The sequence below is a fragment of the Serratia sp. CY84636 genome, assembly GCF_052166245.1.
Classification (GTDB): Bacteria; Pseudomonadota; Gammaproteobacteria; order Enterobacterales; family Enterobacteriaceae; genus Serratia; species Serratia nevei.
This window is the reverse complement of sequence record NZ_JBJNOX010000001.1, coordinates 16786-36472: the sequence shown is the minus strand read 5'-3', so window position 1 is coordinate 36472 and position 19687 is coordinate 16786. Positions and strand designations below refer to the sequence as shown.

Here is a 19687-nt window from a genome sequence, read left to right as displayed (position 1 = left end):
TTATCCTTCCTGCTCAATCTTGGTCAGCACCTCGCGCAGCACCGGCGCGTACTCATACTTGCCGGGGCAAACGAAGGTGCACAGCGCCAGATCTTCCTCGTCTAGCTCCAGACAGCCCAGCGCCTGCGCGCTGTCGCTGTCGCCCGCCAGCAGATCGCGCAGCAGCAGCGTCGGCAAAATGTCCAGCGGCATCACCCGCTCGTAGTTGCCGATCGGCACCATGGCGCGCTCGCCGCCGTGGGTGGTGGTCGAGAAGGCGAACAGTTTGTTCTTCAGGAAGTGGCCCAGCGTGGTGCGGGTAATGGAGAACTTGTTCGGCGAAGGCACGATCCAACCGAACAGCTCTTTGTCGCGCCCTTCTTCCAGCACCGACACCTGCGAGTGGAAACGGCCAAGCCAGGCGTTCGGGCCGGCGGCGTGCATGCCGTTCAGCACCGAACCGGAGATCACCCGGTTCTCGCCGTCTTTCAGGCGGCCGGCGGTCAGCTCCTCGAGGCTGGCCCCCAGGCGGGTGCGCAGCAGCGCCGGCTGCGCCACCTGCGGCCCGGCCAGCGCCACGACCCGGCGGGTATCGAGCTTACCGGTGGTGAACAGCGTGCCGATGGCGATGACGTCCTGGTAGCCGATGTGCCAAACGGTTTTCTTCAGGCTGACCGGTTCCAGGAAGTGAATGTGCGTACCCACCAGCCCGGCGGGGTGCGGGCCGGCAAATTCGCTGTAGGCGATCTGCGGGCTGCTCTGCTGGCCAACGGAGGCACCGGCGGCGTGGCATACGTGTACCTTGCCCGTCGTCAGGCGCGCCAACACCAGCAGCCCGGCGTTGAACGCCGCCTGCTGTTCGGCGATGATCACCTGCGGATCGGCGGCCAACGGCTGGGTATCCATCGCGGTGACGAAAATGGCGCGCGCTTCGCTGCCGGGGCTCGGCGTTTTGCTGAACGGACGAGTGCGCAGCGCGGTCCACAGGCCGCTGGCGATCAGTTCACTCTCGACCTGTTCGCGCGGCAGCTGGGCCAACTCCCCCAGCGAGTAATGCGCAAACTCGAGCTGATCGTCACCGCCGTTTTCCAGCGCAATCACCACCGATTGCAATACGCGCCGTTCGCCGCGGTTAATCGCGGCGATGCGGCCGCTGGCGGGAGCCGTGAAGAAAACCCCGGGGTTTTTCTTATCTTCGAACAACGCCTGGCCTTTCTTAACGGTATCGCCTTCCTGCACCAGCATGGAGGGACGCATTCCGACATACTCTTCCCCAAGCAGGGCGACATGCTGAATGTTCGGGCCGTCTTGGATCGCCTGAACCGGAGCCCCGGCAATCGGCAGATCTAACCCTTTTCTGATCTTAATCATAGGATTTATACGATGTAGTTTGGTTTGCACGTCTGCCCGGCCCCAGAGGCGGGTGCTGACGATGCCAGGATTGCCGGGCAGTGCGCATGGCACCACGCCCAACATGAACTTTCTCGCAGTGAAAAATCGGGGTAACGCGCATTCCCTTGATTCCCCCTTTCCGTTGTTTGCTCGACAGTCGATGTGTTAACGGCCTGTAGCCAAATAACCATCAAAACGGCCGGGTTATATGCCATAACCCCTGCCGCTTCAATCGCCACAGCGCGTTAAATTGAAGAGGGAATATTAACATTGTTCGCAACATTGTTCTGCGTTCCGTCGTGACTTGGGTCAAGCAAACGCAATTAAATTTCGCGTGTTTTTCACTACTTATCGTTAAAATCTGCCGGTCATTTCACTTTTATCGAGCTTTGTCGTTTTTTTATACATATCACGTATTGCTAAAAATAAACGCGCTGGTAATCTGGCGGTGTTTTGCAGCAGTAAAAACAATAATCAGTGGCATGCCGACCAACGTCATTGCGCCGGCAGATAAATATAAGCAGGAATAATAATGAGCAAAATCGCGCTGTTGTTTGCGATGCTTGTTTCTATGCCGATGATCACGGCCTGCAGCGCCAGCGAGCAGGTACCGGAAACGCCGGTAGTTAAACAGCAATTATTGGGTTCGCCGGTCTATATTCAGATCTTCAAAGAGGAACGCAAGCTGGAATTGTATGCCAAAATGGGCAATGAATTCCGCCTGGTCAATACGTTCCCGATCTGTAATTTCTCCGGTGGACTGGGTCCTAAACGTCGTGAAGGCGACTTTAAAAGTCCGGAAGGCTTTTATAGCGTTGACGCGCGCCATCTGAAACCCGACAGCAAGTATTATCGGGCGATCAATATCGGTTTCCCTAATGATTACGATAAATCGCAGGGCTATTCCGGCGCTTATCTGATGATCCACGGTGAATGTAAATCGATCGGCTGTTACGCGATGACCAACACCTATATGGATGAGATCTATCGCTATGTCGAAGCCGCCTTCGCCTATGGCCAAAGCCGCGTCGACATCAGCATCTACCCGTTCCGCATGACCGAGCAAAACCTCAAGCGCCATGCGTCATCCAGCTATATCGCCTTCTGGCGCCAGCTGAAGCCGGGCTACGATTACTTCGCGAAGAACCACCAGCCGCCGATGATGACCGTGGACAACGGCCAGTATGTGCTGGGTCAACCGTTGATGAGCAGCGGCCAGATGACGCAGTACGCGTCAGCCAGCCCGACGCCCAACACCAACCCCTTCGCTCAGAACAAGCCGCTCACCGAAGTGAAATAACGCGAACTCGCCTGGCTCAATCTTGTGCCAGGTTTCGTTGGCGGTCAGCGGTTGGGTGGCGATCACCGTGACCACATCGTTCGGTGTGGTCTGCTGCTGAAAATCGATTTCCACATCCTGATCGAGCAGCGTCGCCTTGCCAAACGGCGCGCGGCGCGTGATCCAATACAGGTTGGTGGAGCAATAGGCCATCACGAAGCGCCCGTCCGACAACAGCATGTTGAATACCCCTTTCTTGCGCAGCTGGCTCGCCAACAGGCCGATGTAGCGGAAAACCGCCGGCCACTGGCTCGGGGTGCGCGGGTATTTCAGCGCCAGCTGATGCAGTAGCCAGCAGAACGCGTATTCGCTGTCGGTCTGGCCGACCGGGCGAAACGTGCCGGTATCCAGCTGACGGTAGCCTTTCAATTGGCCGTTGTGCGCGTAGGTCCAGTTGCGGCCCCACAGTTCGCGGGTGAACGGGTGGGTGTTTTCCAGCGCCACTTCGCCGCGGTTGGCCTGGCGAATATGGGACACCACCGCACAGGACTTGATCGGGTAGTCCTGCACCAGGCGGGCGATCGGCGAGTTGAAGCTCGGCTGCGGATCCTTGAATGTGCGGCAGCCGTTCCCTTCATAGAAGGTAATGCCCCAGCCATCCTTATGCGGCCCGGTGCGGCCGCCGCGCTGTACCAGGCCGGTAAAGCTGAAGCAGATATCGGTCGGTACGTTTGCGCTCATCCCGAGCAGTTCACACATCGCCAGCACTCCTTAACCACACTGACACAGGCTGTGCGGGCGCACCATGCGGCGCCCGCAGTCTTATTCATGGGGAGCCGCAGCTCCCCGCAGGCTATCAAGCCTTAACCATCTCTTTTTCGATCAGCTGAATCAAGATGTGAATCGCTTTGATGTGGATTTCCTGAATGCGGTCGGCGTAGCCGAAGTGCGGCACGCGAATTTCCACATCGGCGGAACCCGCCATCTTGCCGCCGTCCTTGCCGGTCAGGGTGATTACTTTCATCCCCTTGGCGCGCGCCGCGTCGATGGCCTTGATGATGTTGCCGGAGTTGCCGGAGGTGGAAATGCCCAGCAGCACGTCGCCTTCGCGGCCTACCGCTTCCACATAGCGAGAGAAGACGTACTCATAGCCGAAGTCGTTGCTGACGCAGGACAGGTGGCTCACGTCCGAGATGGCAATCGCCGGGTAGCCCGGGCGGTTTTCACGGTAGCGGCCGGTCAGCTCTTCGGCGAAGTGCATCGCGTCGCAATGGGAACCGCCGTTGCCGCAGGAAATCACTTTACCGCCGGCTTTGAAGGAATCCGCCAGCAGCACCGCCGCACGTTGGATGGCGTCGATGTTGGCGTCGTCATTGATAAATTTCGCCAGGGTATCAGCCGCTTCGTTCAGTTCACTGCGAATAAGGTCGTGGTACATGAGGAACCTCTTGTTATCGTCAAATCTTCCGCTCCGCAGTGTACCGGATCGCGGAAACAGCGAGAAGCATTCTCAGCCAAACAGCGCGCCGGTTAAGGAAGCGGAGAGGTTTTTGATGATTGGTGCTGTCAGTTTGTGACCTGAGTTGTAATTAAACTGTAAACGCATTGATAAAAATTCTGCCTTGTACTAAAACCTATTACATACACACAACAGGTCAGACCTCTTACTACTTCGGAGCTTCTTATGATGGTTCTTAGTATCGTCGTTTTCCTGGCTCTCCTCGGCGTGGTGTTCTACCACCGAGTGAACCTTACCCTCAGCAGCCTGATCCTGGTGGCGTACACCGCCGCCATGGGCGCTATCGGCCTGTGGAGCTTCTGGCTGTTGCTGCCGCTGGCTATCGTGCTGCTGCCGCTGAACCTTTCCTCTGTGCGCCGTTCCCTGCTCTCCGCGCCGGCGCTGCGCGCCTTCCGCAAGGTGATGCCGCCGATGTCCACCACCGAGAAGGAAGCGATCGACGCCGGCACCACTTGGTGGGAAGGCGATCTGTTCCGCGGCGCGCCGGACTGGAACAAGCTGCACAGCTACCCGAAACCGCGCCTGACGGAAGAAGAGCAGGCGTTTATCGACGGCCCGGTGGAAGAAGCCTGCCGCATGGCCAACGACTTCCAGATCACCCACGAACTGGCCGATCTGCCGCCTGAACTCTGGGCGTACCTGAAAGAACACCGTTTCTTCGCGATGATCATCAAGAAAGAGTACGGCGGTCTGGAATTCTCTCCTTATGCTCAGGCGATGGTGCTGCAAAAACTGGCCGGCGTTTCCGGTATCCTGGCGATCACCGTCGGCGTGCCGAACTCCCTCGGCCCGGGCGAACTGCTGCAGCACTACGGCACCGAAGAACAGAAAAACCACTATCTGCCGGGCCTGGCGCGCGGCGACGAGATCCCTTGCTTCGCGCTGACCAGCCCGGAAGCGGGCTCCGATGCCGGTGCCATTCCGGACGTCGGCACCGTGTGCATGGGCGACTGGCAAGGCAAGCAGGTGCTGGGCATGCGCCTGACCTGGAACAAGCGCTACATCACGCTGGCGCCGGTCGCCACCGTACTGGGCCTGGCGTTCAAATTGCATGACCCGAACCGCCTGCTGAGCGACAACGAATCCCCGGGCATCACCTGTGCGCTGATCCCGACCAGCACGCCGGGCGTGGAAATCGGCAACCGCCACTTCCCGCTGAACGTGCCGTTCCAAAACGGCCCGACCCGCGGCACCGACGTGTTCGTCCCGATCGATTACATCATCGGCGGCCCGAAAATGGCCGGCCAGGGCTGGCGCATGCTGGTTGAGTGTCTGTCGGTCGGTCGCGGCATCACCCTGCCGTCCAACTCTACCGGCAGCCTGAAATCCATCGCCCTGGCGACCGGTGCCTACGCGCACATTCGCCGTCAGTTCAAGATCTCCATCGGCAAGATGGAAGGGATCGAGGAGCCGTTGGCGCGCATCGCCGGCAACACCTATGTGATGGACGCCGCCGCTTCGCTGATCACCTATGCGCTGGTGCAGGGCGAGAAGCCGGCCGTGCTGTCGGCCATCGTCAAATATCACTGTACGCACCGCGGCCAGCAGTCGATCGTTGACGCCATGGACATCGCCGGCGGTAAAGGCATCATGCTCGGCGAATCCAACTTCCTGGCTCGTGCCTATCAGGGCGCACCGATCGCCATCACGGTGGAAGGCGCGAACATCCTGACCCGCACCATGATGATCTTCGGTCAAGGCGCGATCCGCTGCCATCCTTATGTGCTGGATGAAATGGCGGCGGCGCAAAGCAACGATCTGAACGCCTTCGATAAATCGCTGTTCGGCCATCTGGGCCACGTCGGCAGCAACAAGGTACGCAGCTTCTGGCTGGGCCTGACCAACGGCCGCACCAGCGCCACGCCGACCAAGGACGCGACCCGTCGTTACTATCAGCAATTGAACCGCCTGAGCGCCAACCTGGCGTTGCTGTCGGACGTTTCCATGGGCGTGCTGGGCGGTAGCCTGAAGCGCCGCGAGCGCATCTCCGCTCGCCTGGGGGACATCCTCAGCCAGATGTATTTGGCTTCCGCCGTGCTGAAACGCTTTGACGACGAAGGCCGTCAGAAAGAAGATCTGCCGCTGGTGCATTGGGGCGTGCAAGACAGCCTGCATAAAGCCGAACAGGCGCTGGATGACCTGCTGCGTAACTTCCCGAACCGCTTTATCGCCGGCGCGATGCGCTTCGTGGTCTTCCCGCTCGGCCGTGTGCATACCGCACCGTCCGATCGTCTGGATCACCAGTTGGCCAAGATCCTGCAGGTACCTTCCGCCACCCGCAGCCGTCTGGGGCGCGGCCAGTACCTGACGCCGAGCGAACATAACCCAATCGGCCTGCTGGAAGCGGCGCTGGCCGACGTGATGGCCGCCGAGCCGATTCACGAACGTCTGTGCAAGGCGGTCGGCAAAAACCTGCCGTTCACCCGTCTGGATCGTTTGGCGGAACGCGCGCTGGAAGAAGGCAAGATCAGCGCCGACGAAGCGAAAATTCTGGTGAAAGCCGAAGAGAGCCGTCTGCGCTCCATCAACGTGGACGACTTTGCGCCGGATGCGCTGGCGGCCGCCAAGCCGGAAAAGCCGGCGGCGCAGTCTAAGCGCCAACAGCAGACCGAAGCGGCTTAACGCCAATTCAAACTTCACGCATCCAAGGGGCGATCATCATCGCCCCTTTTTCTTTTCTTGCATCACGAACTGCGCACCGCGCCGCAGGTTGGCGCAACGGCGGATTTCACGGGAAGGAAGTTCGAGTAGACTGCGCGGCGGGTGCTCTGGATCTTTCTGTCCGGCGCCTTGGCAAAGGAGAGAAAGAGAAAGGCCCCGAGTCGATATTATCAACCCGAGGCCACTCTGATGCCTAGCAACATCAGGTTAGCCTCTTACCCGCCGCAAGGCAAGGATAGGGAGGTCAAAAATGCAGCAAAAACGGGTCGTACTTAAACGGGTGATCGTCTGTATGACGCGGATCGCGTTCATCTGGCTAACCCGCGGTTCGCTGTGCGAACTGCGCATCAGGCTGGGAGGCTCGGAGGTTGCGGCCACTTTGGCTTACGAATCTGAACGGTAAGGCAACCCAACGGCGGGGTTCGCCCCGCCCGTTGGCCGATGGTGTCAGGCAGGATCCACGAGCACCCGCCTTTTCAACCGCTGACCGTCAGTTTGTCGTAGCCGCGCAGGCGGTAATTCACCACCGACACCAGCCAGCAGAAGATAAACACGGCGATCACCCAATACCCCATCTCCCCCAGATGATCGTTGAGCCGCGCGACGGCGTCCCACAGCGGGCCGGACAGCGCCAACTTGTCGGCGATGAGCCCGAGCGCTTCGATGCCGCCGATAAACACCGCGATGATCACCGATGCCGCCGTGATCGTCATGTTGTAGTACAGCTTGCGGATCGGTTTGGAAAACGCCCAGCCGTAAGCGCCGATCATCACGAAGTTGTCGATGGAGTCGATCAGCGCCATGCCGGCGGCGAACAGCGCCGGGAACAGCATGATGCTCCACAAATTCATGCCGTGGCCGGCGCCGGCGGCCGAAATGCCCAGCAACCCAACCTCGGTGGCAGTGTCGAAGCCCAGGCCAAACAGGAAGCCCACCAGGTACATGTGCCAACTCTTATTCACCAGCCTGAACAGCGGGCGGAAACAGCGTGCCAGCGCACCGCCACCGCTCATCAACGCATCCAGCGATTGATGCGCAGGCAGCGCCCCCGCTTTCACCTGCCGGAAAGCGCGCCACACGGAGATCAGCACCAGCAGATTGATAAAGGCCACCGTCAGCAGAAACAGCGCGGACACCAGCGTGCCGATCAAGCCGCCGGTCTCGTGAAACCAGCTCATCTGGCGGCTGAACATCATCGCCGTCGCGGCAATCGCGGCCGAGGCCAGCACCACGATGGTCGAGTGGCCGAGCGAGAAGAAGGTACCGACCGCCACCGGCGTTTTGCCCTGCTGCATCAGCTTGCGGGTCACGTTGTCGATCGCGGCGATGTGATCGGCATCCACCGCATGGCGCAGACCAAAACTGTAGGCCAGCAAGGCGGTGCCCATCAGCGCGGCATTGTCTTTGAACACCGCCAGCGCCAGCAGCCAGACGATGACGTTGACCGCCACCAGCCCCAGCAACAGGGATACCGCCCGTCGCCGGGCCGCGCCATGCAATCCTTCGGAAACTACCGCCATACCCACACTCCTGTTTTATCGTTATGTTCAAATCAATGGATTAGCGCCGCGCCGCGATCACCGCCGGATTAGCGCTCAAAAACAGCCAGGACGCGATCACGAACGGCATGGTCAACGACGGCATGCCCAGCGGGGCCAGCAAGGTATTGAACGCGCCCTGCACCAGCACCGTAAAAATCACGCCGAGCAGCGTATAGATCAGCACTCGCCGGCCGGGCGGGTTGAAGACGGATCCCAGCGCCACCGCCGTCAGCACCGCGCTGAAGGCGTACAGCCCGGCGAAAACCGCCTGCGGATCGGCCCCGATCGCCAGCGATGTGACCACCGCCAGCAACGCGCCGAAAAAACCCAGCAGCATCGCGCGCGGCGACGACACCGCCAGCCCGAGCAACAGCAGTACGCCACCGCTCACGCTGCTGCACAAAAAGACCTGAGAAACGCCGTGCAGCGCGCCGCTCAGCATCTCTGCGACGCCGGGATGCGCGTAGAACACCGCCCCGTCGGCCGGGATGGCCGCCGCCGGCAACCGTACATGCCGCAGATGGCTGAACGGGTAGCTGGCCAACAGCACCGTCCAGGTGGTCAGCACGAAAGGCGCCGTCAGCGCCGCGATCTTCCAGGTGCGCAACAGCCGATTGAGGCCAACGGTGACGATCACCGAGATCGTGCTGCTGAACATCACGCCGATCCACAGCCAGGCCGAGGGCAGTAAAAAGGTCGGCAGCGCGGCACCGACCAGGCAGCCGTTGTAGCCATACAGCCCAGAGCGCAACGCCGTGCGATCGTCCACCAGCCACGCCGCGCTCAGCGTCGCCGACGCGGTGCCCAGCAGACAGCCGAAGGCCACCTGCGGCAACCCTTCCTCATAGGCGCCCACAAAAATGGCGATAAAAAACAGTAATCCGGTCAACGGGTTATTTTGAAAAATCACCTGCGAACAGCCGCGCAGCACCGCATCCGTCGCCGCCGCTATCCGGCTGTGGGCACACAGACCGCCCCAACTCCACCTTGTCGTCATGACCGCTTCCCGCTGCAGATTAGCGCCAGATAAAGGGCTCCGGCAGCGTCACGCCCAGGATCTCTTCCCGGGCGACGCGCCAGAAAACGCGAATGGCCGCCTTCACCTGGCGCGCCTCTTTGCCCAGGGCCTTAAAGATCAGCCCACACTCGTTGGGCAACCGGCTGACGCCGCTGGCGATCCCCTCAACCTCGTCATAATGGGGCGCGATGCGATCGAGGATCCGCTGATGGTGCTCGGGCGGCGTCAGCAGGATCACATTGCCGAACACGTCGAACGGCCCCATCACGCCGACCCCGTTCAGCGGGTGTTTATGCGGCTCCAGCACATAGCGTTCGACAAACAGCGTCTTGCCCTCGGGGCGGCAGGCGCTGATGCGCGAGGAGTACACGTCGAATCTGAACCCGCGATCCGCCTGATGGTGTTTGCGCCCCGACATCAGGATCTCGCCGTAGAGCAGCGTCGCCGTCGGGTGTAGCGTAATGCGGGTATCGGTAATGAAGCGCGAACCGCAGTGGGGGATCACCGGATCGGGCATCATCTCCAGATAGCTGCCCTCTTCGAGCGTCAGCGTCTGCATCTGCGCCGCGTAATTATTTTCCATGGCGTGGATCTTGGTCGCCGACTGGGTGGTGACATGCCCGCAGGCCTGGGGGGCGACCTGCACCTCGAGCGTCAGGCGATCGCCCTGCAAGATGCATCCCGAGGTGGAGATGACGAACACGCACGGCATCTGCGGCAGCGCTTCATCCCAATACAGCGCCCGCTGCACCAGAAACGGTACGCGCCGCTCCATCTGCCGCAGCACGCTGCGATGCCCGCTTAGCGCAAACCCCAGCCGCAGATAGCCGGTTTTGCCCACGCCGCCGCTGGCCATTTGCGGCGGCTCATCCTGATAATCGGCCAGCTCCGGCGCATCGGCGCCAAGCTGCGCGACGCGCCTCGCGGCTTCGCTGACCGCCGTCATACCGCCGCCGACGGCGCATGGGTGAACAGGAAATCACGCATGATCATGTCCACCAGCTCGTCGATGCCTTCGCCGGTTTTGCAGTTGGTGAGAATATAAGGCCGCTCGCCGCGCACCACGCGGGTGTCGTGTTCCATCACCGCCAGGCTGGCGCCGACATAGGGGGCCAGATCGATTTTGTTGATCACCAGGATGTCGGCCTGCACCAGGCCCGGCCCGTTTTTACGCGGGATCTTTTCCCCTTCGGCGACGTCGATGACATAGATGTAAAAGTCCGCCAGCGCCGGGCTGAAGGTCAGCGTCAGATTATCGCCGCCGCTCTCGATCATCACCACGTCGCTTTCCGGAAAGCGGGCCTCCATCTCCTCTACCGCCGCGATATTCATGCTCGGATCCTCCCGCACGGCGGTATGCGGGCAAGCGCCGGTTTCCACGCCCAGAATTTTCTCCTCGTCCAGGATCCCCTTGAGCGTGCGCTTGACCTGTTTGGCGTCTTCGGTGGTGACGATGTCGTTGGTGATGATCAGCGGGCTGATGCCCCGCTCGATCAAGCGCGGCGTGATGACTTCAATGATCGCGGTCTTGCCCGAGCCTACCGGGCCGCCGATACCGATGCGGGTAATTTTTTTCACTCTGCTCGTTCCTTATTATCAGTTGCTGAACAGTCGGGTAAATGCGCCGACGTGCAGTGCGGCCAGGACATCGGTCACCGGCGCGTAAGAGGCCATTTGTTCAACGCCGCCGCGTTCGGCTTCGTCACAAAAAACGTCGATGTCCCGGTTGAGTTGAAACAGGATGCGTTGGGTGTCGATATGGGTGACGCGCATCAGGCGCATGGCGGCGCTGAGAATGGTCATCGCCACGCCGTACTGATGCATCACCGCCACCTCGCGCGGGCCGGCGCCCAGCGCCGTCATCACCACCGCCTGCGTCACCGGATAGGTGCCGGCGGCGCGGCCGGTTTTGATCTGCTCAAGCCACCAGACCACCTGAGGTTCGTCGCAGATGGCCGCCGCCATTTCCGCCAGCTTTTTTCCCATCCGCACCACCATGTTGCGGCCCTCTTCGTTCAGCTTGCGGTTGAACAGTGCCCAGTCGTGGCCCATCGCCGCCTCGCGATCGCCGGCCTGCAGCGCTCGGCAGGCCGCCGTCACTGCTCGGCCGTCGCCGCCCGCCGCCTGTTGCAAGGCGGTGCGGGTGAACGACTGCAGCGTGTCGGCATCGCGCACGATGCCGGCCTGGATCGCCGACTCGACGCCGTTGGAAAAGGCGAACGCCCCCACCGGCAGCACCGAGTCGGCAAACTGCAGAATGCGAATCAACTGGACGGCATTCATTTCAGTTTGATCACATGCTGGCCGAGGAAGGGGCTGTCGACATGCACATGGGTGGCGGAATCCTCCGCGCCGCCGAACAGCAAGCGCGCTTCGGGCTGGGTCAAATGCGGCAAAATGCTTTCGCCCTTCACGAACGAATAAGGCAACGCGTGGAAACCGTGGGTTTTCATCACCGAATCCATCACCTTGGTCGCCACCGTCAGCGGAATAAAGATGCGATTCCCTTTGATGACCGATTTCCAGTGCTGATTGCCCAGCGCATGCCCCAGTTCGAACGCAGTCTTCAGCACCGTCGCCATATCGGTCGCCAGCAACGACTCAAGATGGATGACCATCACGTCGCGCAGGTTCATCTGCACCACCACCGCGCTGCGGTTCGCTTCGTCCCAAAGCAACACGTCGCCGTCGGCCAGCACCTGATGACGATCGAGGGAGATGCCGAGATCCTGGCCGTCGCGGGTCGTCTTGCGGCAGCGGCTTTTCTGCGCCTCCCACTGCGAAAGCGCCAGCACGTCCAGCGAGGCGTGTTGCAAGCGTTCGCGCCAGTCGGCATCCCGTTTGATATTGCCGAGTATCTTTTCAATCACGATCATGAGCGGCGGTTCCTAGCTGAAGAAGTAGCGTTGATTAAGCACGGCGGTGGAGATGGGCTTCACCGTGGCGTGTTCGCCGTTGACCTTGACCGCGAAGGTTTCGGGATCCACCTCGATGTTCGGCGTTTCCGCATTGCGCACCATGTCCTGCTTGGAGATCGCCCGGCAGTTATGCACCGCCATCACCTGCCGCTCCAGCCCCAGTTTCTCTTTGATGCCGTCGTGCAACGCGGCGCCGGAGACGAAGGTGACGCAGGTTTCCTGCAGCGATTTGCCCATGGCACCGAACATCGGGCGGTAGAACGTGGGCTGCGGCGTCGGCAACGACGCGTTGGGATCGCCCATCACCGCCCAGTTGATCATCCCGCCCTTGATCACCAGCTTCGGCTTGGCGCCGAAGAAGCGCGGCTCCCACAGCACCAGATCGGCCATCTTGCCGACCTCGACCGAACCCAGCACGTGGCTGATGCCCTGCGCAATCGCCGGGTTGATGGTGATCTTCGCCACGTAGCGCAACACGCGGAAGTTGTCGTGCTCCGCCGCGTCTTCCGGCAGCTTGCCGCGCGCGACTTTCATCGCATGTGCCGTCTGCATCACCCGCAGCCAGTTTTCGCCGACCCGCCCCATCGCCTGGGAATCGCTGGAAAACATCGACAGCACGCCCATGTCGTGCAGCACGTTTTCCGCCGCGATGGTTTCCGGCCGCACCCGGCTTTCGGAGAACGCCACGTCGGCCGGCACATTGGGATTGAGGTTGTGGCACACCATGATCATGTCGAACAATTCGGCCTGGCTGTTGATGCCGAACGGCAGCGTGGGGTTGGTGGAGCTCGGCAACACGTTCATCTGCGCGGCAACCTTGATGATATCCGGCGAGTGCCCGCCGCCGGCGCCTTCGGTGTGGAAGGTGTGTATGGTGCGCCCTTCAAAGGCGTCGATGGTGTCCTCGACGTAGCCGCCTTCATTCAGGCTGTCGGTGTGCACCGCCACCTGAATATCCATGTCGTCGGCCACGCGCAACGCGTGGCGCAGCGCGGAGTTGGTGGCGCCCCAGTCCTCATGCACTTTCAGCCCCGCCACGCCGGCGGCGATTTGTTCGACCAGCGGCGCAGCGTGCGAAGCGTGCCCCTTGCCGAGCATCCCCACGTTGACCGGCATAGTCTCGAAGGCGCGCAGCATGCGGTGGATATGCCAGGGCCCGGCGGTCACGGTGGTGCCGTTGGAGCCGTCGGTCGGCCCGACGCCGCCGCCGAAGAACGTCGTCACGCCGTTGGAAAGCGCATGCGCCGCCTGCTGCGGCGAAATGAAGTGGATATGCGTATCGATGCCGGCGGCGGTCAGGATCAGGTGCTCGCCCGAGATGGCGTCGGTGCTGACGCCCACCACCATCCCGGGCGTGACACCGTTCATCATCGCCGGGTTGCCGCTTTTGCCGATGCCGGCGATCAGGCCGTTTTTGATGCCGACGTCCGCCTTGATCACCCCTTGCCGGGCGTCCAAAATCGTTACGTTGGTAATCACCAGATCCAGCACGTTATCGCTGGTTAATCGGTTGTCGGCGCCCATGCCGTCACGCAGCGACTTGCCGCCGCCGTAGACCGATTCCTCGCCGTAGCCGCGCAGGTCTTTCTCTATTTCAATAAACAGTTGCGTATCGCCCAAACGAATTTTATCGCCGGTGGTTGGGCCGAACAGCCCGGCATATTCTTGCCTGGAGAGAGTTGGCATGCGTTATTCCTCGCTCGTTTTCGTCGGCGCCTGATCGAGGTTTTTATAACCCAGCTCAATAGCTCGCTTTACATCTATCGTTTTCTTTACTCTTTCACCGGCCGCAACCGGGCTGTCCCCCGCCCAACCGTCCACCAGATTATTAAAACCGTAGACCGTTTTTTTGCCGCCGATGGCAATAAGCGCCACCTCAATCTCGTCACCGGGTTCAAAACGGATCGCCGTCGTGGCAGTGATATTCAAACGCTTGCCAAAGGCGGCAGCGCGATCGAATTGCAAGGCTTTGTTGGCCTCAAAGAAATGAAAATGCGAACCGACCTGAATAGGCCTGTCGCCGGTGTTACGCACCGTTAAAATAAGGCTTTCGCGATCTTCATTGAAGGTAATGGGGGTTTCGGACAGGATATAGCCGCCGGGCGGCACGTGCTTTTCTGGGTCATGCTTTTTCATCGAAATACCTGTGCTGATAAGGTTTATCCGTGGCAATCAGGAACGCAAACCGCACTTACTGAATCGGATCGTGCACCGTCACCAGGCGGCTGCCGTCGCTGAATATCGCTTCGACCTGCACGTGCGGGATCAGATCCGCCACGCCGTCCATCACGTCATCGCGGCTCAATACCTGCCGCGTGTCGTTCATGACTTCTTCCAGCGTTTTTCCCTCGCGGGCGCCTTCCAGCGCTGCGGTGGTAATAATCGCCACCGCCTCGGGGTAATTCAGCTTTATCCCTCTGGACTTTCGCTTTAATGCGACGTCGGCCAGGGTATAGACCATCAACTTTTCAATTTCTCTTGGCGTTAATTGCATGGGGCACTCCGATCTCGATAGGAATAATCAGACAAAACGAGGCCAAAGGTGATTAATAGTTAATAACCTTGCGTTATTTATTTGCGTTTATCTGACCCTCGAACAATCTAGGAGGTAATATTGAGATGATCAACCCACAACTTTATTCACGTTAGAGCATGAGTTATCCCACGCCATAAAAAAGTAACGGTGACATGATAGTTTTTATCGATAAAATTTCTTTTTTTCTCTTTCTGTTTCCACAATAAAACGATCAAAAAAAGCACAGCCCACCCTGCTTTGTTTTCACCACCTCAATAAAACCCAGAAAAATACCCTCCTCAGGCACCAAACCACCAATATTAAAGACATGTAACCAACGGTCAGAAAATATAATTAAATTTACAAACAGGGCACGAACAAAAATACATTTTTAGTTAAAAACAATTTATCTATTCTATTGCTGATACCAATAAGTTCTTAAAAATAAAAAACCCGGCCGCAGCCGGGTTTGCCTCATTGCCGAGTTATTCAGCCTTGCTGACGAATGCGCGCCAACAGCGCGTCAATATGCTCGATCTGCTGCGCATTGACGATCAGCGTGCGCCCCAGTCCCAGCGCATGACGCTGGCAGTCGAGGCGCATGTCGGCGTCGGCGATGCTGTCCAGATCGGCGACGTGCGCCAGGCCGATGGTGCGCCGAATCAGTTCGGTACCGCAGTACCCGACCGCATCGGCCCAGACCTGTTGCAGGAACTGCTCGGCGTAACCCGGCGTTGCCAGCGCCGCATCCCGGCTTTGCTGATGGCACAGCGCCAGGAAGCGATCGGCAAAGATCAGCCACAGCTCGCGCACATCCTGCAAGCGCTGCTCGCGCCCGGCGGCGGCGTCGCGCGGCCCGAACAGCCCCGGCAGCCCGCAATAGTTGAGCAGCAGATTGCCCAATGCGGTGCCGATATCGAAACCGATCGGGCCGTAGAAACCGAATTCGGCGTCGATCGCTTTCAACCGTCCTTCCGCCACGAAGATCGAACCGCTGTGAATATCGCCGTGCAGCAGCGCCTCCGCCTTGCTGAGAAAGCGATGTTTCAGGCCGGCGACGGCCAGCTTCAGCGGCGTATCCTCACGCAGCGCCTGCACCTGCGGCAACAGCGCCGCCTCGAAGCGATTGCGCTCATGATCGATATAAGGATCGGTAAAGAACAGATCTTCGGTGATCTGGCACAGCTCGGGGTTGGTGAAACGGCTGACTTCCGCCTTCTTCTGCTGCGCCGACTGATAAAAATCGGAGGTGTGGAACAGCGTCTGCGCCAGGTATTCCGCCAGCTGCCCGGCCGCCAGCGGGTGATAGTTGCCCTGCACCAGCTCGCTGCGCCAGATGCGATGGTCGGAAAGGTCTTCCTGCACCATCACCGCCAATTCGGGATCGTGATGCAAGACTTTTACCGTATGCCGCGGGCAGAAGCCGCCGTGGACCAGCAGCGTTTCCGCTTCGATGCGCGCCCGATCCAGCGTCAACGGCCAGGATTCGCCCACGCAACGTACGTAAGGCAGCGCCTGCTTGACGATCACCCGGCTCACCCCTTCGCGATCGCGGATCTTGAACACCAGATTCAGGTTGCCGTCACCGATCTCGTCGGCGCTGACCAGTGCCTGCGGTTCAGACACCCGACCGTATTGGCGGGCGTATTCAACGGCGTCGGTAGCCGTAAAAGTACGATAAAGCGACATTCCCCAACCCCTCTGTTCTCTCTCACCGATCCCAGCGATTCTGTTTATTTAGACGTAAAAGCATTTGGACGTCTATACATCTGGAAGTCATGTTGGCAGAATAGCGTTTCAGATGCAATAACCACGCAACAAGGAATTAACCGCCGATGCAAGCGCTTAACACCACCAGTTTGACCCTGCAGGACAACCGCCTTTGGATCCTCGATCAGCAAGCCCTGCCGCAGGAAAAGCGGTGGCGCGCCTGCGACAGCGTGGAGGAATTGGTCGGGCACATTCACAGCCTGCGGGTGCGCGGCGCGCCGCTGATCGGGCTGTCTGCCAGCCTGCTGTTGGCGCTGCTCGCGGAACGCGGTCTGCCGCGCGCCGAGCTGGAGCAGGCGCTGCACACGCTGCGCGCCGCCCGCCCGACGGCGGTCAACCTGATGAATAATCTGGATCGCATGAAGCTGGCGCTGGCGGAGCCTGATTGGGTGCCGGCGATGGTGAACGAAGCGCTGCGGTTGGTGGAAGAAGATCGCCGATTGTGCGATCGCATTGCCGATCACGGCGCTGGGCTGGTCAAGCCCGGCAGCCGCCTGCTGACCCACTGCAATACCGGCGGGTTGGCCACCGCCGGCGTCGGCACCGCCATCGGCGTGCTGCTGCACGCTCACCGGCAAGGCAAGGTGCAACAGGTGTGGGTCGATGAAACCCGGCCGCTGCTGCAGGGCGGCCGCCTGACCGCCTGGGAACTGGGCGAGCTAGGCATTCCCTATCGCCTGATCTGCGATTCGATGGCCGCCAGCCTGATGGCACAGGGCCAGGTCGATGCGGTGTGGGTCGGCGCGGATCGCATCGCCGCCAACGGCGACGTCGCCAACAAAATCGGCACCTACAGCCTGGCGGTGCTGGCGCACTACCACGGCATCCCATTCTACGTGGCCGCCCCGCATACCACCCACGATCCGCACTGCCCGGACGGCGCCGCCATTCCGATCGAGCAGCGCGCGGCGGCCGAAGTCACCGGCGTTTCAGGCAGCTTCGGCGCCTGTCAGTGGGCGCCGAACGAGGCACCGGTCTACAATCCGGCGTTCGACGTTACGCCGGCCAAGCTTATCAGCGGCTGGGTATTCGACAGCGGCGTGATTACGCCGCAGCAGGTTGAAGCGGGGATTTTCCGGCGGGCGCTGGGGTAACGCCCGCGGATTGACGCTCAGTCCAGACGTGGATAGTCATCGGCGATCTTGTCGCCGGTGAAATGCGCCACCCAGCCTTCCGGGTTGTCGAACACCCGGATCGCGGTGAAATGTGGGGCCGATCCCATATCGAACCAGTGCCGGGTGTTGGCCGGCACCGAGATCAGATCGTTCTTTTCGCACAGGATCTGGAAGATCTTGCCGTCCAGATGCAGGCAAAACAGCCCTGCGCCTTCGACGAAAAAGCGTACTTCATCTTCGCCGTGCGTATGTTCGGACAGGAATTTTTCACGCAGCGCCTGGCGCTGCTCATGGTCCGGCCGCATGCTGATCACATCCCAGCTCTGGTAGCCCTTTTCAGCCACCAGCCGGTCTATCTCATGCTGGTAGGCGGCGATCACCGCCTCCGGCTGCGGGTTGTCGCCCAGCTCGCGATCCGCTTGCCAGCGCTCAAAGCGTACGCCGATTTGCGCCAGCTGGCGCTGGATCTCCTGCGCATCGCGGCTCTGCCACAGCGGCTGCTGCGGCGCTTTATCGCTGAAAATGGTCAATCCACTCATGAGACGAACTCCCCTAAATCGATACGATCAAAACGGTTAACCTGCGGATGCCGGCTCTGGTTGTCCGCGTCATCGCGGATCAGCTGGCAGGTATGCCAGCCGGCGGCCTGCGCCGCATCCAGCTCCTGGCGGATGTCGGACAAAAACAGCAGCTCGTCGGCCGCGATGCCGATAGCCTGCGCGATGTTGCGGTACGACGCGGTTTCACGCTTGGCGCCGACGTGCGTATCGAAATAGCCGCTGAACAGCGGCTGCAGATCGCCCGCATCGCTGTGGCCGAACAGCAGCTTCTGCGCTTCCACCGAACCGGAAGAATAGACGTAAAGCTTCACCCCCTGCCGCTGCCAGGCGGCCAACTGCCCCGCGACTTCCGGATACAGATGCCCGCGGAAGTCCCCTTCGCGGTAACCGCTGCGCCAGATGATGCCCTGCAACGCCTTGAGCGCGGTAGATTTACGGTCTTCATCCATAAAGCGGTACAGGGCGGCGATCAGCGCGTCGAGATCTGCCTGCGGCTGGTCAATTTCAGCGCGCAGCGCCGCCAGCGGCGCGGCGACTTCGCTCTCAGCGGCATGGCGGCGCACAAAATCCGCCAGCCGTTCGCGGGCGTAAGGAAACAGTACCTGATGCACAAAGCGAATATCGCTGGTGGTGCCTTCAATATCGGTCACGATAGCGCGGATCATTTCGCCTCCAGTAAGCGGCGTTGCAGTTCACACTGGAACAGGAATTCCAGCCCTTCGAGATGGCGGCGGGCTTCCGCCACCTGGCTCCCCCAGCAATACAAGCCGTGGCCGCGCACCAGAAAGCCGTATTGCAGCGGCGTGGCCTCGGCATAGGCCGCCACGCGCGCCGCCAGCCGAGGGATATCCTGATCGTTGTCGAAAATGGGGATCGCCACGCTGTCCAGGTGGCTGCGCTGGCCCGCCAGCGACTTCTGCATTTCGTACCCCTGCAGCACCAGCGCATCGCCGCGCTCCACCCGCGACAGGACGGTAGCGTTGACGGAATGGGTATGCAGCACCGCGCCGATATGCGCAGACAGGCGGTAGAGCAGCGTATGCAACCCGGTCTCCGCCGATGGCGTGCGGCCGCTCGGCACATGGTTGTCGGCGATATCCACCTGCAGAAAATCGGTGGCGCTCAGGCTGCCCTTGTCTTTGCCGGACTCGGTGACCAGGCACTGACGTTCGTCCAGGCGCAGCGACATGTTGCCGCCGGTCGCCGGGCACCAGCCTTTGTCGCCAATCCAGTGGCAGGCCGCCAGCAATGCGGTAAGTTGCGGATTCTCCGTCATTATTATCGTTTCCCGTTCGGTAAGGCGGCCGGCAGATGAGGCTTGGCGTGCCGCGTGGCGGGCTAAGCACTTTTTCGCATTTAGCCATCTAAGCGTCTTGATTGCCAAATACTAGCATCGTGTTATATTGACGGCAATATAAGC

At 60.5% G+C, this 19687-nt stretch carries 20 protein-coding genes; 4 read left to right on the top strand and 16 right to left on the bottom strand.

Annotation, left to right across the window (positions count from 1 at the left end; translation table 11 throughout):
* Entirely contained in the window at positions 1-1350 is a 1350-nt protein-coding gene (locus tag ACJ8QI_RS00185) for a Na(+)-translocating NADH-quinone reductase subunit A (RefSeq protein WP_213874073.1), read from the bottom strand.
* A gap of 553 nt (positions 1351-1903) precedes the next feature.
* Between ACJ8QI_RS00185 and dpaA the strand changes: the two genes are divergently transcribed.
* The gene (gene dpaA, locus ACJ8QI_RS00180) at positions 1904-2671 is read left to right on the top strand and encodes a peptidoglycan meso-diaminopimelic acid protein amidase (protein WP_060425295.1); all 768 of its coding nucleotides are present in this window, start codon (positions 1904-1906) and stop codon (positions 2669-2671) included.
* Here dpaA and ACJ8QI_RS00175 read toward each other — a convergent pair.
* Together ACJ8QI_RS00175 and lpcA are read right to left on the bottom strand one after the other, a co-directional pair.
* Positions 2606-3409, bottom strand: a complete 804-nt coding sequence (locus tag ACJ8QI_RS00175) for a class II glutamine amidotransferase (RefSeq protein WP_004930222.1) — start codon at positions 3407-3409, stop codon at positions 2606-2608. The genes dpaA and ACJ8QI_RS00175 overlap by 66 nt on opposite strands.
* A gap of 97 nt (positions 3410-3506) precedes the next feature.
* On the bottom strand, positions 3507-4088 hold the full coding sequence (gene lpcA, locus ACJ8QI_RS00170) for a D-sedoheptulose 7-phosphate isomerase (RefSeq protein WP_004930220.1): 582 nt from the start codon (positions 4086-4088) through the stop codon (positions 3507-3509).
* 246 nt (positions 4089-4334) lie between these two features.
* On the opposite strand from lpcA, the gene fadE reads away from it, so the two are divergent.
* Both fadE and ACJ8QI_RS00160 read left to right on the top strand, forming a co-directional pair.
* A complete protein-coding gene (gene fadE, locus ACJ8QI_RS00165) occupies positions 4335-6791 on the top strand; it encodes an acyl-CoA dehydrogenase FadE (protein ID WP_197766898.1) in 2457 nt (818 codons plus the stop codon).
* Between the two features lie 289 nt (positions 6792-7080).
* The gene (locus tag ACJ8QI_RS00160) at positions 7081-7233 is read left to right on the top strand and encodes a Hok/Gef family protein (protein ID WP_442531918.1); all 153 of its coding nucleotides are present in this window, start codon (positions 7081-7083) and stop codon (positions 7231-7233) included.
* A 73-nt stretch (positions 7234-7306) separates the two neighbouring features.
* On the opposite strand, the gene ACJ8QI_RS00155 is transcribed toward ACJ8QI_RS00160, so the two are convergent.
* The 10 genes from ACJ8QI_RS00155 to mtnK all read right to left on the bottom strand — a co-directional run bounded on the left by ACJ8QI_RS00155 (position 7307) and on the right by mtnK (position 16511).
* Positions 7307-8350 carry a HoxN/HupN/NixA family nickel/cobalt transporter gene (locus ACJ8QI_RS00155; protein WP_442531917.1) on the bottom strand — a complete coding sequence of 348 codons (1044 nt, stop codon included), beginning with the start codon at positions 8348-8350 and terminating at the stop codon, positions 7307-7309.
* Positions 8351-8390: 40 nt separating this feature from the next.
* A complete protein-coding gene (yut, locus tag ACJ8QI_RS00150; protein WP_442531916.1) occupies positions 8391-9368 on the bottom strand; it encodes an urea transporter in 978 nt (325 codons plus the stop codon).
* 19 nt (positions 9369-9387) lie between these two features.
* Positions 9388-10335, bottom strand: coding sequence for an urease accessory protein UreD (locus ACJ8QI_RS00145; RefSeq protein ID WP_049202286.1), 948 nt, complete (start codon positions 10333-10335; stop codon positions 9388-9390).
* Entirely contained in the window at positions 10332-10967 is a 636-nt protein-coding gene (gene ureG / locus ACJ8QI_RS00140; protein ID WP_019454316.1) for an urease accessory protein UreG, read from the bottom strand. Before ureG ends, ACJ8QI_RS00145 begins: the two co-directional genes overlap by 4 nt.
* An 18-nt stretch (positions 10968-10985) precedes the next feature.
* Entirely contained in the window at positions 10986-11672 is a 687-nt protein-coding gene (locus tag ACJ8QI_RS00135; protein ID WP_049202285.1) for an urease accessory protein UreF, read from the bottom strand.
* Positions 11669-12265, bottom strand: a complete 597-nt coding sequence (gene ureE / locus ACJ8QI_RS00130) for an urease accessory protein UreE (RefSeq protein WP_047572557.1) — start codon at positions 12263-12265, stop codon at positions 11669-11671. The genes ACJ8QI_RS00135 and ureE overlap by 4 nt, the downstream gene beginning before the upstream one ends.
* A 12-nt stretch (positions 12266-12277) precedes the next feature.
* Positions 12278-13993 (bottom strand): urease subunit alpha, encoded by a 1716-nt coding sequence (locus ACJ8QI_RS00125; RefSeq protein WP_060440636.1) that lies wholly within the window; start codon positions 13991-13993, stop codon positions 12278-12280.
* A gap of 3 nt (positions 13994-13996) precedes the next feature.
* Positions 13997-14443: an urease subunit beta gene (locus ACJ8QI_RS00120; RefSeq protein ID WP_442531915.1), complete on the bottom strand. Its 447-nt coding sequence runs from the start codon at positions 14441-14443 to the stop codon at positions 13997-13999.
* A 55-nt stretch (positions 14444-14498) separates the two neighbouring features.
* Positions 14499-14801 (bottom strand): urease subunit gamma, encoded by a 303-nt coding sequence (locus ACJ8QI_RS00115; protein WP_025160087.1) that lies wholly within the window; start codon positions 14799-14801, stop codon positions 14499-14501.
* A 510-nt stretch (positions 14802-15311) separates the two neighbouring features.
* Complete coding sequence (gene mtnK, locus ACJ8QI_RS00110; protein ID WP_149571569.1) at positions 15312-16511, bottom strand: S-methyl-5-thioribose kinase; 1200 nt, start codon at positions 16509-16511, stop codon at positions 15312-15314.
* 146 nt (positions 16512-16657) lie between these two features.
* Between mtnK and mtnA the strand changes: the two genes are divergently transcribed.
* On the top strand, positions 16658-17686 hold the full coding sequence (mtnA, locus tag ACJ8QI_RS00105) for an S-methyl-5-thioribose-1-phosphate isomerase (RefSeq protein ID WP_084826791.1): 1029 nt from the start codon (positions 16658-16660) through the stop codon (positions 17684-17686).
* A gap of 17 nt (positions 17687-17703) precedes the next feature.
* On the opposite strand, the gene ACJ8QI_RS00100 is transcribed toward mtnA, so the two are convergent.
* Genes ACJ8QI_RS00100 through ACJ8QI_RS00090 form a run of 3 tightly spaced genes read right to left on the bottom strand, consistent with a single transcriptional unit; the run spans position 17704 to position 19543 of the window.
* Positions 17704-18246, bottom strand: coding sequence for a 1,2-dihydroxy-3-keto-5-methylthiopentene dioxygenase (locus ACJ8QI_RS00100; protein ID WP_087763213.1), 543 nt, complete (start codon positions 18244-18246; stop codon positions 17704-17706).
* Positions 18243-18932: an acireductone synthase gene (gene mtnC, locus ACJ8QI_RS00095; RefSeq protein WP_201967253.1), complete on the bottom strand. Its 690-nt coding sequence runs from the start codon at positions 18930-18932 to the stop codon at positions 18243-18245. Before mtnC ends, ACJ8QI_RS00100 begins: the two co-directional genes overlap by 4 nt.
* Complete coding sequence (locus ACJ8QI_RS00090) at positions 18929-19543, bottom strand: methylthioribulose 1-phosphate dehydratase (protein WP_442531914.1); 615 nt, start codon at positions 19541-19543, stop codon at positions 18929-18931. Before ACJ8QI_RS00090 ends, mtnC begins: the two co-directional genes overlap by 4 nt.
* Positions 19544-19687: the final 144 nt, after the last annotated feature.

Coding starts and splice junctions, on each gene's coding strand:
- ACJ8QI_RS00185 (WP_213874073.1), bottom strand. CDS start 1,350: ATGATTAAGATCAGAAAAGGGTTAGATCTGCCGATTGCCGGGGCTCCG.
- dpaA (WP_060425295.1), top strand. CDS start 1,904: ATGAGCAAAATCGCGCTGTTGTTTGCGATGCTTGTTTCTATGCCGATG.
- ACJ8QI_RS00175 (WP_004930222.1), bottom strand. CDS start 3,409: ATGTGTGAACTGCTCGGGATGAGCGCAAACGTACCGACCGATATCTGC.
- lpcA (WP_004930220.1), bottom strand. CDS start 4,088: ATGTACCACGACCTTATTCGCAGTGAACTGAACGAAGCGGCTGATACC.
- fadE (WP_197766898.1), top strand. CDS start 4,335: ATGATGGTTCTTAGTATCGTCGTTTTCCTGGCTCTCCTCGGCGTGGTG.
- ACJ8QI_RS00160 (WP_442531918.1), top strand. CDS start 7,081: ATGCAGCAAAAACGGGTCGTACTTAAACGGGTGATCGTCTGTATGACG.
- ACJ8QI_RS00155 (WP_442531917.1), bottom strand. CDS start 8,350: ATGGCGGTAGTTTCCGAAGGATTGCATGGCGCGGCCCGGCGACGGGCG.
- yut (WP_442531916.1), bottom strand. CDS start 9,368: ATGACGACAAGGTGGAGTTGGGGCGGTCTGTGTGCCCACAGCCGGATA.
- ACJ8QI_RS00145 (WP_049202286.1), bottom strand. CDS start 10,335: ATGACGGCGGTCAGCGAAGCCGCGAGGCGCGTCGCGCAGCTTGGCGCC.
- ACJ8QI_RS00135 (WP_049202285.1), bottom strand. CDS start 11,672: ATGAATGCCGTCCAGTTGATTCGCATTCTGCAGTTTGCCGACTCGGTG.
- ureE (WP_047572557.1), bottom strand. CDS start 12,265: ATGATCGTGATTGAAAAGATACTCGGCAATATCAAACGGGATGCCGAC.
- ACJ8QI_RS00125 (WP_060440636.1), bottom strand. CDS start 13,993: ATGCCAACTCTCTCCAGGCAAGAATATGCCGGGCTGTTCGGCCCAACC.
- ACJ8QI_RS00120 (WP_442531915.1), bottom strand. CDS start 14,443: ATGAAAAAGCATGACCCAGAAAAGCACGTGCCGCCCGGCGGCTATATC.
- ACJ8QI_RS00115 (WP_025160087.1), bottom strand. CDS start 14,801: ATGCAATTAACGCCAAGAGAAATTGAAAAGTTGATGGTCTATACCCTG.
- mtnK (WP_149571569.1), bottom strand. CDS start 16,511: ATGTCGCTTTATCGTACTTTTACGGCTACCGACGCCGTTGAATACGCC.
- mtnA (WP_084826791.1), top strand. CDS start 16,658: ATGCAAGCGCTTAACACCACCAGTTTGACCCTGCAGGACAACCGCCTT.
- ACJ8QI_RS00100 (WP_087763213.1), bottom strand. CDS start 18,246: ATGAGTGGATTGACCATTTTCAGCGATAAAGCGCCGCAGCAGCCGCTG.
- mtnC (WP_201967253.1), bottom strand. CDS start 18,932: ATGATCCGCGCTATCGTGACCGATATTGAAGGCACCACCAGCGATATT.
- ACJ8QI_RS00090 (WP_442531914.1), bottom strand. CDS start 19,543: ATGACGGAGAATCCGCAACTTACCGCATTGCTGGCGGCCTGCCACTGG.